This window comes from Mycobacterium sp. Marseille-P9652, assembly GCF_902652685.1.
GTDB lineage: Bacteria > Actinomycetota > Actinomycetes > Mycobacteriales > Mycobacteriaceae > Mycobacterium.
In genome coordinates this window covers 1-12,890 of record NZ_CACRUY010000089.1, presented here as the reverse complement: position 1 = coordinate 12,890, position 12,890 = coordinate 1, and the positions used below count along the sequence as shown (strand labels likewise).

Genomic DNA, 12,890 nt, shown 5'->3' with positions numbered 1-12,890 from the left:
CCGTAGGGGTCTGCCGGGGGGCCTGGATACTCGGGAGGCTGGCTCATGTCCGTCCTAGCTGTTCGCTCAACATGGGAACGCACGTGGGAACTTAGCAAAGAAGTCGCGGCGCCGCCCGCATTGCCGGCACGTGGTATGCCTGAAGCCGTGTCCGACGGTCTTTTCGACCTACCCGGCGCGGCAGGGACCGGCCCGCAGGGCCTGAGCGCGCCGGCCGGCGCGCCGCTCGCGGTCCGGATGCGGCCGGCGTCGCTGGACGAGGTGGTCGGGCAGTCGCACCTGCTGGGGCCGGGGTCCCCGCTGCGCCGCCTGGTCGAGGGCTCGGGGGTGGCGTCGGCCATCCTCTACGGACCCCCGGGGAGCGGCAAGACCACGCTGGCCGCGCTGGTCTCCCAGGCGACCGGCCGGCGCTTCGAGGCGTTGTCGGCGTTGTCGGCCGGCGTGAAAGAGGTTCGCGCCGTTATCGAAAAGGCCCGTCACGGCATCCTCAACGGCGAGCAGACCGTGCTGTTCATCGACGAGGTGCACCGGTTCTCCAAGACGCAGCAGGACGCCCTGCTGGCCGCGGTCGAGAACCGGGTCGTGCTGCTGGTGGCGGCGACCACCGAGAACCCGTCGTTCTCCGTCGTCGCCCCGCTGCTGTCGCGGTCGCTGATCCTGCAGCTGCGGCCCCTGACCGCCGACGACATCCGCACCGTCGTGGAGCGCGCGATCGACGACCCCCGCGGGCTGGGCGGCCGGGTGACCGTCGCGCCGGAGGCCGTCGACCTGATCGTGCGGCTGGCCGCCGGGGACGCCCGGCGCGCGCTCACCGCGCTCGAGGTGGCGTCGGAAGCGAGCGACGAGGTCACCGTCGAGACCGTCGAGCAGTCCCTGGACGAGGCGGCCGTGCGCTACGACCGCGACGGCGACCAGCATTACGACGTCATCAGCGCGTTCATCAAGTCCGTGCGCGGCTCCGACGTCGACGCCGCGCTGCACTACCTGGCCCGCATGCTGGTCGCGGGGGAGGACCCGCGCTTCGTCGCGCGCCGGCTGATGATCCTGGCCAGCGAGGACATCGGCATGGCGGATCCGAGCGCGCTGCAGACCGCCGTCGCGGCGGCGCAGACGGTGGCGCTGATCGGCATGCCCGAGGCTCAGCTGACGCTGGCGCACGCCACCATTCACCTGGCCACCGCGCCGAAGTCCAACGCGGTCACCACCGCGCTGGCGGCCGCGATGGGCGACGTCAGGGCGGGCAAGGCGGGTCTGGTGCCGCCGCACCTGCGCGACGGGCACTACTCCGGCGCGGCCGCGCTGGGCAACGCGCAGGGTTACCGGTATTCTCACGACGACCCGGACGGCGTTGTGCCGCAACAATATCCGCCCGACGAGCTGGTGGGCGTGGACTACTACCGGCCGACGGGGCGCGGCGCCGAACGGGACATGGCCGGCCGGCTGGAGCGGCTGCGGGCGATCATCCGACGAAGGGGGCGGGCGTGAAGAGCTTCACCGACGAGGAGATGGGCCGATTGCTGCCCACCGCCAGGGAATACAGCGTCGTCATCCTCAAGCGCGGCCCCAGGTTCGGGGACGAGTCCTCGCCGCCGATCATCTGGGAGCACGGGCGGCGCAACTTCGGTCTGCGCGACGACGGCGTGCTGGCGGTGGTGCTGCCGGTGACCGACTCCTCCGACGTGTGCGGCATCGGGGTGTTCGCGGCGACGGTCGAGGAGACCACCGCGATCATGCAGGATGACCCGGGCGTGGCGGCGAACGTCTTCACCTACCAGGTGCACCCGTGCCGCGGATTCCCCGGGGACGCTTTGCCTTAGCGGGCCGGCGTTCGCCACCGGCGTCACTCTGGCGTGACGCTCGGCGGCGGCCGTCACTCTGGCGTGACGCTCGGCGACCCCGCTGCCCTGAGGAGCCGTTGCGCTAGACCAGCTCGGGCACCCGCAGCCCGGCGATGGCCAGCTCGAACTCGACCACGTCGATCACCTCGGCGCCCAGGTCGCGCACGCGCCTGCTGCGCAGCTCGCTCGCCTCGTCCGCGTTGCGGGCCATCGCGTCCATGCTGTCGAACGTCGAGCAGGACACCGCCCGGCGGCCCGCGGGGTGGTCGACCATGAGGCTGGCGCTGCAGAAGCCGTCGAGGCGCTCCATCTCTGGCAGCACGGACTGCCGGTAGAAGTCGAGCGAGCGGCCGAGCTGGTCCGGCACCACCTTCAGCCAGGTGGCCCGCACGCAGGCGCCCGCGCCGGAGCGGTGATCGCGGTGCAGCGAGGCGATCTCCCACTCCTCGACCCGGGCGCTGCCGTCGAACATCAGCGCGGCCCGGTCGCGGATCGGCGCCACCCGCTCGGCGCCGGCGCGCATCGCCTGCACGCTGTCCCAGGCGCTGGTGGCGATGCACATGCCGGACTGCCGGTCGACGAGCAGAGAAACGCCGACGAACCCGTCGATCTGCGACAGCGCCGGCATGACGACATCGCGGACGTGCGCGATGCCGATGTCGATGGAAAGCGGTTGCGCCTGGATGGTGGTGGAGCGTGCGTACACGATCGGCCTCCTACAGAGTCGGGGCTTTTCTCGAACGGACCCCGGTGGCCGCCACCGGGCCTACCGATTACCTTCCTCCTGCGCGCAATCGCCCGCAATGGGAAAGTGTGGCCGCGCTCACATTCGGTTGGCTGGCCGCGGCGCGCCCCCCGTAGGCTTGTCGGGATGCATACCGATGTGCTTGACGTGGACACCTCCCGTCGCCGCATCGTCGATCTCACCCAGGCCGTGCGCGGGTTCTGCTGGTCGCGCGGCGACGGCCTGTGCAACGTGTTCGTGCCCCACGCGACGGCGGGCGTGGCGATCATCGAGACCGGCGCCGGCTCCGACGACGACCTGGTCGAGACGCTCGAACGGCTGCTGCCCCGCGACGACCGCTACCGGCACTCCCACGGCTCGCCGGGCCACGGCGCCGACCACGTACTGCCGGCGATCGTGGCGCCCTCGGTGACGGTGCCGGTCACGGGCGGGGAGCCGCAGCTCGGCACCTGGCAGAGCGTGGTGCTGGTCGACCTCAACCGGGACAACCCGCGGCGCTCGGTTCGGCTCAGCTTTCTGGAGGGTTAGCGGGCGCACACTGGACCGCCGAATAGGCTGGACAGGTACGGCAGGCTACGAGGAAGAAGCAGACAACAGTGCAGACACACGAGATCAGGAAGCGATTCCTCGATCATTTCGTGAAGGCGGGCCACACCGAGGTGCCGAGCGCCTCGGTGATCCTCGACGACCCCAACCTGCTGTTCGTCAACGCGGGCATGGTCCAGTTCGTGCCGTTCTTCCTGGGCGCGCGCACGCCGCCGTACTCGCGGGCCACCAGCATCCAGAAGTGCATCCGCACGCCCGACATCGACGAGGTCGGCATCACCACCCGGCACAACACCTTCTTCCAGATGGCCGGCAACTTCTCGTTCGGCGACTACTTCAAGCGCGAGGCCATCGAGCTGGCGTGGGCGCTGCTGACCACCGGCGTCGAGGACGGCGGCTACGGCCTGGATCCCGAACGGCTCTGGGCCACCGTCTATCTCGACGACGACGAGGCCGCCGGGCTGTGGCGGGAGATCGCCGGCCTGCCGGCCGAGCGGATCCAGCGCCGCGGCATGGCCGACAACTACTGGTCGATGGGCATCCCCGGGCCGTGCGGCCCGTCGTCGGAGATCTACTACGACCGCGGGCCCGGATTCGGCGTCGACGGCGGTCCCGTCGCGAACGAGGACCGCTACCTCGAGATCTGGAACCTCGTGTTCATGCAGAACGAGCGCGGCGAGGGGACCACCAAGGAGGACTACGAGATCCTCGGGCCGTTGCCGCGCAAGAACATCGACACCGGCATGGGCGTGGAGCGGGTGGCCCTGGTGCTGCAGGACGTGCACAACGTCTACGAGACCGACCTGCTGCGGCCCGTCATCGACCTGGTCCAGGCGCGCGCCCCGCGCGCCTACGACGTCGGAAACCACGCCGACGACGTGCGTTATCGCATCATCGCCGACCACAGCCGCACCGCCGCGATCCTGATCGGCGACGGGGTGAGCCCCGGCAACGACGGACGCGGCTACGTGCTGCGCCGGCTGCTGCGCCGGGTCATCCGGTCGGCCAAGCTGCTGGGGATCGACAGCCCGATCGTCGGGGACCTGATGGCCACGGTGCGCGACGCGATGGGCCCGTCCTACCCCGAACTGGTCGACGACTTCGACCGGATCAGGCGCATCGCCGTGGCCGAAGAGACGGCCTTCAACCGGACGCTGGCGTCCGGCTCGCGACTCTTCGACGAGGTCGCCGGCGCGACCAAACGTGCTGGCGCGGCGGTGGTTTCGGGTTCGGACGCCTTCACGCTGCACGACACCTACGGTTTCCCGATCGACCTGACGCTGGAGATGGCCTCCGAGGCCGGCCTGACCGTCGACGAGGCCGGCTTCCACGAGCTGATGCTGCAACAGCGGCAGCGCGCCAAGGCCGACGCCGCCGCGCGCAAGCACGCGCACGCCGACCTTTCCGCCTACCGCGAGCTGGTCGACGCCGGGCCCACCGAGTTCACCGGGTTCGACGAACTGACTTCGGAGGCAAGGATTCTCGGCATCTTCGTGGACGGCAAGCGGGTGCCGGTGGTCGCGCACGCCGCCCACGGCGAGGCCGCCGTCGTCGACCGCGTCGAACTGGTGCTGGACCGCACGCCCCTCTACGCCGAGTCCGGTGGGCAGATCGCCGACGTCGGCGCGATCACCGGGGTTGGGTCGGGTGCCAGCGCCCGCGCGGCGGTCACCGACGTGCAGAAGATCGCCAAAACGCTGTGGGTGCACCGCGTCAACGTCGAGTCGGGGGAGTTCGTGGAGGGCGACACCGTCACCGCGGCGGTGGACCCGGAGTGGCGCCGCGGCGCCACCCAGGGGCATTCGGGCACCCACATGGTGCACGCGGCGCTGCGACAAGTGCTGGGGCCCAACGCCGTTCAGGCGGGATCGCTGAACCGGCCCGGCTACCTGCGCTTCGACTTCAACTGGCAGGGGCCGCTGACCGACGACCAGCGTGCCCAGATCGAAGAGGTCACCAACGAGGCCGTGCAGGCCGACTTCGAGGTGCACACCTTCACCGAAAAGCTCGAGAAGGCCAAGGCGATGGGCGCGATGGCGCTCTTCGGCGAGGCCTACCCGGACGAGGTGCGGGTCGTGGAGATCGGCGGGCCGTTCTCGCTGGAGCTGTGCGGCGGCACGCACGTGCACAACTCGGCGCAGATCGGGCCGGTGACGATCCTCGGCGAATCCTCGATCGGTTCCGGCGTGCGCCGGGTCGAGGCCTACGTCGGGCTGGACTCGTTCCGCCACCTCGCCAAGGAGCGCGCCCTGATGGCCGGGCTGGCATCGTCGCTGAAGGTGCCGTCCGAGGAGGTGCCCGCCCGGGTAGCCGGCCTCGTCGAGCGCCTCAAGGCCGCGGAGAAGGAACTCGAGCGGGCCCGGCAGGCCGGCGCGCGGGCGGCGGCAACCAACGCGGCCGCGGGCGCGGAGCGGATCGGTAACGTCCGTGTGGTGGCGCAGCGCATGTCGGGCGGGATGACGGCGGGCGACCTGCGGTCGCTGGCCGGTGACATCCGCGGCAAGCTGGGCAGCGAGCCCGCGGTGGTCGCGCTGATCGCCGAGAGCGAGGGGACGGTGCCCTACGTGGTGGCCGCGAACCCCGCCGCCCAGGACCTCGGCCTGCGCGCCAACGACCTCGTCAAGCAACTCGCCGCTGCGGTCGACGGCCGCGGCGGGGGCAAGCCCGACCTGGCCCAGGGCGCCGGCAAGGACCCGTCCCGCATCGAGGCGGCGCTGTCGGCCGTACGCGCGGAGGTAGAGAAAGCGCGGGTCGGCTGAGTGGACTCGGTGCAGCAGGAGGACCCCGGCCGCGGCAGAAGGCTCGGCGTCGACGCGGGCAGCGTGCGCATCGGCGTGGCCTGCAGCGACCCGGACGGCATCCTGGCGACCCCGGTGGAAACCGTGCGCCGCGACCGTTCCAACCGGCACCTGCGCCGGCTCGCCGAACTGGTCGCGGAGTACGAGGCGGTGGAGGTGATCGTCGGGCTGCCCCGCACGCTCGCCGACCGCATGGGCCCGGCCGCGCTGGACGCCATCGGCCTGGCCGACGCGCTCGCGGAACGGATCGCGCCGGTGCCGGTGCGCCTGGCCGACGAGCGGCTCACGACGGTCAGCGCGCAGCGCGCGATGCGGGCGGCCGGGGTGCGCGCCAAGGAGCAGCGGGCCGTCATCGACCAGGCGGCGGCGGTCGCGATCCTGCAGGGCTGGCTCGACCAGCGCCGCGCCGGAAAGGCCGCCCATGGTTGACAGCGCGCGGCGGGCCGATCCGGAGGCCGTGGGCCCGCCCCGGCACCGGATGAGCCGCGTCGACCGCAACCGGGCCGAGCGGGGGCAGCGGCGGCGGCGCTACGCCGGCCGCATCACCCTGGCCGTGATCACCGTGGTCGTGGTGGCGGCTGTCCTGGTCGGCGCGAAGCTCTGGCACACCATCTTCGGCTCCGGTGACGACTACAGCGGCGGCGGCAAGCGCGACATCGTGATCCAGATCCAGTCCGGCGACTCGACGACCATGGTCGGCGAGACGCTGCACGACAAGGGCGTCGTGCGCACCGTGCGGGCCTTCGTCAACGCCGCGCACGGCAACAGCGCGATCAACTCGATCCAGCCGGGCTACTACCGGATGCGCACCGAGATCCCGGCCGCCAACGCCGTCGCCCGGCTGGCCGACCCCGGCAGCCGGGTCGGGCGGCTCGTCATCCCGGAGGGCCGTCAGCTCGACGACACCACCGACATGAAGACGAACGTGGTCACCCCGGGGATCCTCACGCTGATCTCGCGCGCCACGTGTGTCGACCTCGACGGCGACCGGCACTGCGTGCCGGTGGACGACCTGCGGGCCGCGGCGACCAACAGCGCTCCCTCCGTGCTGGCGGTGCCGCCGTGGGCCATGGAGCCGGTCACCGAGCTCGGCAAGGACCACCGCCGCATCGAGGGGCTGATCGCGCCCGGGACGTTCAACGTCGACCCGTCGGCGTCCAGCGAGGCCATCCTGACCAGCCTGATCAGCGCCGGCGCGGTGGAGTACGTGAAGTCCGGCCTGGTGGACACCGCGCAGTCCCTGGGCCTGTCGCCCTACGACATCCTGGTGGTGGCGTCGCTGGTGCAGCAGGAGTCCAAGACGCAGGACTTCGCCAAGGTGGCGCAGGTGATCTACAACCGCCTGCACGCGCACCACACGCTGGAATTCGACTCGACGGTGAACTACCCGCTGGACCGCCGCGAGGTGGCCACCACCGACGCCGACCGCGCCCAGCGCACCCCCTGGAACACCTACGTGTCGCAGGGGCTGCCCGCGACCGCGATCTGCTCGCCCGGCGTCGACGCGCTGCGCGCGGCCGAGCACCCCGAGCCCGGGGACTGGCTGTACTTCGTGACGATCGACGCCCAGGGCACCACGCTGTTCACCAAGGACTATCAGCAGCACCTGGCCAACATCGAGCTGGCCAAACGCAACGGTGTCCTCGACTCGGCTCGCTGAGCGTGCGCGCTAGGCGGGCGGGCGTCCTCGGCCGGCCGATCGCGCATTCGAAGTCCCCGCAGCTGCACCTCGCCGCCTACCGCGCCCTAGGCCTCGAGGACTGGACCTACGAGCGCATCGACTGCGGCGCCGAGGAGCTGCCGGCCGTCGTCGGCGGCTTCGGGCCCGAATGGGTCGGCGTGTCGGTGACCATGCCGGGCAAGTTCGCCGCGCTGCGGTTCGCCGACGAGCGCACCGAGCGCGCCGAGCTGGTCGGGTCGGCCAACACGCTGGTGCGTACCCCGACGGGCTGGCGCGCCGACAACACCGACATCGACGGGGTCACGGGTGCACTGGGGACCGTTTCGGGACCGGCCATGGTGTGCGGTTCCGGTGGGACCGCGCCGGCCGCCGTCGTGGGGCTGGCCGCGCTCGGCGTCACAGAGGTCACCGTCGTCGCGCGCGACCCGGCCAAGGCCGGACGCCTGGTCGAGCTCGGCGCCCGGCTCGGCGTGACGACGCGGTTCTGCGGCCTGGACGGCGACGAGCTCGCCGGCCATGTCGCAAGTGCGGGGGTGCTGATCAACACCGTCCCGGCCGACGTCGCCGCGCGGTACGCCCCGGCCTTTGCCCGGGTGCCGGTGCTGCTCGACGCCATCTACGACCCGTGGCCCACGCCGCTGGCCGCCGCGGTGTCGGCGGCCGGCGGGCGGGTGATCAGCGGCGTGCAGATGCTGCTGCACCAGGCGTTCACACAGGTCGAACTATTCACAGGCCTGCCGGCGCCGCGAGAGGCGATGAGCGCGGCGCTCGGCTAGCGTGCCGCACCATGGCGGCGCTCGTCGTGCTGTGGATGTCCGCGCTGTGCGTCTGCGACGTCCGACACCGCCGCCTGCCCAACGCGCTGACGCTGCCCGGCGCCGGGGCCATCCTGCTGGCGGCCGGCCTCGCCGGCCGCGGTCTACCGGCGTCGGCCGGGGCCGCCGCCCTGGCCGGGCTGTACCTGGTGGTGCACCTGCTCTCCCCGGCGGGAATGGGCGCGGGCGACGTCAAGCTCGCCCTCGGCCTGGGTGGGCTGGCGGGCTGTTTCGGCGCCGGCGTGTGGTTCCTGGCGGCGCTGGGTGGGCCGCTGCTGACGGGCGTGGTGGCGGCGCTGTGCCGCGCCCGCGTCGTGCCGCACGGCCCGTCCATGTGCGTGGCGACCGCCGCCGCGGTAGCGCTTTCACTGGCATAACGCGCGTTCACCCTGCGTCTGTGGCGGCGCTCTCTCGTACTTCTTCGCCATGGGCGCAGAGTCAACGTCTTGATGGCGCCACCGCGGCTGCATGGGAGAATGGCCGGGTGTTGCGCTGGATTACCGCCGGGGAGTCGCACGGCCGCGCGCTGGTGGCCTTGCTCGACGGCATGGTCTCCGGGGTGCAGGTCACGTCCGACGAGATCGCCGAACAGCTGGCCCGCCGCCGGCTCGGGTACGGCCGCGGCGCGCGGATGAAGTTCGAGCGCGACGCCGTGACCGTCCTGTCCGGGGTGCGCCACGGCGTCACCCTCGGCGGGCCGATCGCGATCGAGATCGGCAACACCGAGTGGCCGAAGTGGGAGACCGTGATGGCCGCCGACCCCGTCGACCCGGCGGAGCTGGAAAACGTCGCGCGCAACGAGCCGCTCACCCGGCCCCGGCCCGGCCACGCCGACTACGCGGGCATGCTCAAGTACGGCTTCGAGGACGCCCGCCCGGTGCTCGAGCGGGCCAGCGCCCGCGAGACCGCCGCCCGCGTCGCGGCCGGGACCGTCGCGCGGTCGTTCCTGCGCCAGGCGCTCGGCGTCGAGGTGCTCTCGCACGTCATCGCCATCGGGCCGTCCGAGCCGTACGACGGCCCGCCGCCCGGGCCCGCCGACCTGCCCGCGATCGACGCCAGCCCGGTCCGCGCCTTCGACAAGCGGGCCGAAGAGGCGATGATCGCCGAGATCGAGGCGGCCAAGAAGGACGGCGACACGCTCGGCGGCGTGGTCGAGGTCGTCGCGCAGGGCCTGCCGGTCGGGCTCGGCTCGTTCACCAGCGGCGACAACCGGCTCGACAGCCAGCTGGCCGCCGCCGTGATGGGCATCCAGGCGATCAAGGGCGTCGAGATCGGCGACGGCTTCGAGACCGCGCGCCGACGCGGCAGCCGCGCGCACGACGAGATGTACCCCGGCCCCGACGGCGTGGTGCGCTCGACCAACCGCGCCGGGGGGCTCGAGGGCGGCATGACCAACGGCCAGCCGCTGCGGGTGCGCGCCGCGATGAAGCCCATCTCGACCGTGCCGCGGGCGCTGGCCACCGTCGACATGGCGACCGGCGACGAGGCCGTCGCGATCCACCAGCGTTCCGACGTGTGCGCGGTGCCCGCCGCCGGGGTCGTGGTCGAGGCCATGGTGGCCCTGGTGCTGGCCCGCGCGGCGCTGGAGAAGTTCGGCGGCGACTCGCTGACCGAGACCGTGCGCAACATCGAGGGCTACCGGCGCGCGGTCGCCGAGCGGGAGGCGCCGGCCGCGCGGGGGACCGCGTGACGGCGCCCAAGGCGGTTCTGGTGGGGTTGCCGGGCTCGGGCAAGTCCACGATCGGGCGCCGGCTCGCCAAGGCGCTCGGCGTCACCCTGCTGGACACCGACGCGGCGATCGAGCAGCGCACCGGCCGCACCATCGCCGACATCTTCGCCACCGACGGCGAGCCCGAGTTCCGCCGCATCGAGGAGGAGGTCGTGCGCGACGCGCTGGCCCGCCACGACGGGGTGGTGTCGCTCGGCGGGGGCGCGATCACCAGCCCGGGCGTGTGCGAGGCGCTGGCCGGCCACACCGTCGTCTACCTCGAGATCAGCGCCACCGAAGGGGTGCGGCGCACCGGCGGCAGCACCGTGCGCCCGCTGCTCGCCGGCCCGGACCGCGCCGAGAAGTACAAGGCGCTGATTGCCGCCCGGGCCCCGCTGTACCGCCGGGTCGCCACGATGCGCATCGACACCAACCGTCGCAACCCGGGGGCCGTTGTGCGCCAGATCCTTTCGCGGCTGCAGGAGCCCGCCCTCGATCCAAGCCGAGCGGCGACATGACCGGCCCCGGCGAGGTCACCGTGGAGGTGGCCGTCGACCCGCCGTATCCGGTCGTCATCGGCGCGGGCGCCGTCGACCGGCTCGCCGACCTGTTGTCCGGGCGGCACCGGGTCGCGATCGTGCACCAGCCGGTGCTGGCCGAGACCGCCGAGTCGATGCGAAAGGCGTTGACCGACAAGGGAATCGACGCCCACCGCATCGAAATTCCGGACGCCGAGGCGGGCAAGGAGCTGCCCGTCGTCGGGTTCCTCTGGGAAGTGTTGGGCCGCATCGGAATCGGCCGTAAGGACGCGCTGGTCAGCCTGGGCGGCGGCGCGGCCACCGACGTCGCCGGCTTCGCGGCGGCGACGTGGCTGCGCGGGGTCGACATCGTGCACGTGCCGACCACGCTGCTCGGGATGGTCGACGCCGCGGTCGGCGGGAAGACCGGCATCAACACCGACGCGGGCAAGAACCTGGTGGGCGCGTTCCACCAGCCGCTGGCCGTCCTCGTCGACCTGTCGACCCTGACCACGTTGCCCCGCAACGAACTCGTGTCCGGCATGGCTGAGGTGGTCAAGGCCGGGTTCATCGCCGACCCGGTGATCCTCGACCTCATCGAGGCCGATCCCGAGGCCGCCCTGGACCCGGCGGGCGACGTGCTGCCCGAACTGGTCCGGCGCGCGATCGTGGTCAAGGCGGAGGTCGTCGCCGCGGACGAGAAAGAGTCCGAGCTGCGCGAGATCCTCAATTACGGCCACACGCTCGGCCATGCCATCGAGCGGCGCGAGCGCTACCAGTGGCGGCACGGCGCCGCCGTCTCGGTGGGCCTGGTGTTCGCCGCCGAGCTCGCCCGGCTCGCGGGACGGCTCGACGACGCGACGGCGCAGCGGCACCGCACGGTCCTCGACGCGCTCGGCCTGCCGGTCAGCTACGACGCCGACGCGTTGCCGCAGCTCCTCGAGTTCATGGCCGGGGACAAGAAGGCGCGGTCGGGCGTGCTGCGGTTCGTGGTGCTCGACGGCCTCGCCAAACCCGGGCGCCTGGCCGGACCGGACCCGGCGCTGCTGGCGGCCGCGTACGACGGGATCGCGCCGTGAGGGTTCTTGTCGTCAACGGACCGAATCTGGGCCGCCTGGGACGGCGGGAGCCGGAGGTCTACGGCGACACGACGCACGAGCAGCTGGCCGCCCTGATCGAGCGGGAGGCCGCGGCGCTGGGGCTGGAAGCCGTTGTCCGCCAAAGCGACAGCGAGGCCGAGTTGCTCGATTGGATCCATGCGGCCGCCGACGCCGGTGACCCGGTGATCCTCAACGCGGGCGGCCTCACCCACACCTCGGTGGCGCTGCGCGACGCGTGCGCCGAGCTGAGGGCACCGCTGATCGAGGTGCACATCTCGAATGTTCATGCCCGCGAGGAGTTCCGGCGCCATTCGTACCTCAGCCCGGTGGCGACCGGCGTCATCGTCGGGTTGGGGGTGCAGGGCTACCTGCTGGCGCTGCGCTACCTCGCCGAAAAATAGGTAAAACTCCCGATAAATTGCGTCCCGCCGTCGGCTCACACTGAGGTCGAGGGATGGGAGCCCACTATGGCGTCTTTTGTGGTTGCGGTGCCCGAGGCGATGGCGGCGGCGGCGCAGGACTTGTCGGGTATCGGGACGGCGCTTGGGCAGGCCACGACGGTCGCCGCGGGCTCGACGACGCAGATCGCGGCGGCGGCCGAGGACGAGGTGTCGGCGGCCGTGTCGGCGCTGTTCGGCGCTCACGGGCGCGAGTTCCAGGCGTTGAGCGCCCAGGCGGCGTCGTTCCACGACCAGTTCGTGCAGGCCCTCGTCGGTGGTGGGCTGGCGTACGGAACGACCGAGGCCGCCAGCGCCTCGCCCTTACAGACGCTCGAGGACGACGTGCTGGCGGTGATCAACGCACCCACCCAGATCCTGTTCAACCGCCCCCTGATCGGCAACGGCGCCGACGGCGCACCCGGAACCGGGCAGGCGGGCCAGCCGGGCGGCTTCCTGATCGGCAACGGCGGCAACGGCGGATCGGGGGGCGCCGGCCCCGCTGCCGGCGGCCCCCCATCCGCCGTTGCCGCCGCTTCCGGTCAGGGAGGCGCCCGGCGGGGCCCCCCGCCCCGGTCCGGGGGCGCCCCCGGCGCCCGTGGCGGTCAGGGGGGGGGTGAACAGGGTCTGGGGGGGGGCGGGGGTCACCCCCCGGACCGCGGCCCCCGGCGGCCGTGAAGGGGGGGCGCGGGGGGGCCCGGGGG

At 72.5% G+C, this 12,890-nt stretch carries 14 protein-coding genes; 13 read left to right on the top strand and 1 reads right to left on the bottom strand.

Features of this window, described 5'->3' with window-relative positions; genetic code table 11:
- The first annotated feature begins 135 nt into the window (after positions 1-135).
- Both GPY60_RS25395 and GPY60_RS25390 read left to right on the top strand, forming a co-directional pair.
- Positions 136-1,485: a replication-associated recombination protein A gene (locus GPY60_RS25395; RefSeq protein WP_156690458.1), complete on the top strand. Its 1,350-nt coding sequence runs from the start codon at positions 136-138 to the stop codon at positions 1,483-1,485.
- Positions 1,482-1,817 (top strand): hypothetical protein, encoded by a 336-nt coding sequence (locus tag GPY60_RS25390; protein WP_156690457.1) that lies wholly within the window; start codon positions 1,482-1,484, stop codon positions 1,815-1,817. Before GPY60_RS25395 ends, GPY60_RS25390 begins: the two co-directional genes overlap by 4 nt.
- Positions 1,818-1,920: 103 nt before the next feature.
- Here GPY60_RS25390 and GPY60_RS25385 read toward each other — a convergent pair whose 3' ends face one another.
- On the bottom strand, positions 1,921-2,544 hold the full coding sequence (locus GPY60_RS25385; RefSeq protein WP_156690456.1) for a hypothetical protein: 624 nt from the start codon (positions 2,542-2,544) through the stop codon (positions 1,921-1,923).
- Between the two features lie 177 nt (positions 2,545-2,721).
- Between GPY60_RS25385 and GPY60_RS25380 the strand changes: the two genes are divergently transcribed.
- The 11 genes from GPY60_RS25380 to GPY60_RS25330 all read left to right on the top strand — a co-directional run bounded on the left by GPY60_RS25380 (position 2,722) and on the right by GPY60_RS25330 (position 12,864).
- A complete protein-coding gene (locus GPY60_RS25380) occupies positions 2,722-3,111 on the top strand; it encodes a secondary thiamine-phosphate synthase enzyme YjbQ (protein WP_197283832.1) in 390 nt (129 codons plus the stop codon).
- A gap of 68 nt (positions 3,112-3,179) precedes the next feature.
- The gene (gene alaS, locus GPY60_RS25375; RefSeq protein ID WP_156690454.1) at positions 3,180-5,888 is read left to right on the top strand and encodes an alanine--tRNA ligase; all 2,709 of its coding nucleotides are present in this window, start codon (positions 3,180-3,182) and stop codon (positions 5,886-5,888) included.
- Positions 5,889-6,356 carry a Holliday junction resolvase RuvX gene (gene ruvX / locus GPY60_RS25370; protein WP_156690453.1) on the top strand — a complete coding sequence of 156 codons (468 nt, stop codon included), beginning with the start codon at positions 5,889-5,891 and terminating at the stop codon, positions 6,354-6,356. It abuts the gene before it with no gap.
- Positions 6,349-7,587: an endolytic transglycosylase MltG gene (locus tag GPY60_RS25365; protein WP_156690452.1), complete on the top strand. Its 1,239-nt coding sequence runs from the start codon at positions 6,349-6,351 to the stop codon at positions 7,585-7,587. Before ruvX ends, GPY60_RS25365 begins: the two co-directional genes overlap by 8 nt.
- Complete coding sequence (locus tag GPY60_RS25360) at positions 7,584-8,384, top strand: shikimate dehydrogenase (protein WP_156690459.1); 801 nt, start codon at positions 7,584-7,586, stop codon at positions 8,382-8,384. The genes GPY60_RS25365 and GPY60_RS25360 overlap by 4 nt, the downstream gene beginning before the upstream one ends.
- Before the next feature lie 11 nt (positions 8,385-8,395).
- A complete protein-coding gene (locus GPY60_RS25355; RefSeq protein ID WP_156690451.1) occupies positions 8,396-8,800 on the top strand; it encodes an A24 family peptidase in 405 nt (134 codons plus the stop codon).
- Positions 8,801-8,907: 107 nt separating this feature from the next.
- The gene (aroC, locus tag GPY60_RS25350) at positions 8,908-10,113 is read left to right on the top strand and encodes a chorismate synthase (protein ID WP_156690450.1); all 1,206 of its coding nucleotides are present in this window, start codon (positions 8,908-8,910) and stop codon (positions 10,111-10,113) included.
- Positions 10,110-10,649, top strand: coding sequence for a shikimate kinase (locus GPY60_RS25345; protein WP_156690449.1), 540 nt, complete (start codon positions 10,110-10,112; stop codon positions 10,647-10,649). Before aroC ends, GPY60_RS25345 begins: the two co-directional genes overlap by 4 nt.
- Positions 10,646-11,728 carry a 3-dehydroquinate synthase gene (gene aroB, locus GPY60_RS25340; protein WP_156690448.1) on the top strand — a complete coding sequence of 361 codons (1,083 nt, stop codon included), beginning with the start codon at positions 10,646-10,648 and terminating at the stop codon, positions 11,726-11,728. The genes GPY60_RS25345 and aroB overlap by 4 nt, the downstream gene beginning before the upstream one ends.
- Positions 11,725-12,150, top strand: coding sequence for a type II 3-dehydroquinate dehydratase (aroQ, locus tag GPY60_RS25335; RefSeq protein WP_156690447.1), 426 nt, complete (start codon positions 11,725-11,727; stop codon positions 12,148-12,150). Before aroB ends, aroQ begins: the two co-directional genes overlap by 4 nt.
- A 66-nt stretch (positions 12,151-12,216) precedes the next feature.
- Positions 12,217-12,864, top strand: a complete 648-nt coding sequence (locus GPY60_RS25330; RefSeq protein WP_156690446.1) for a PE family protein — start codon at positions 12,217-12,219, stop codon at positions 12,862-12,864.
- Positions 12,865-12,890: the final 26 nt, after the last annotated feature.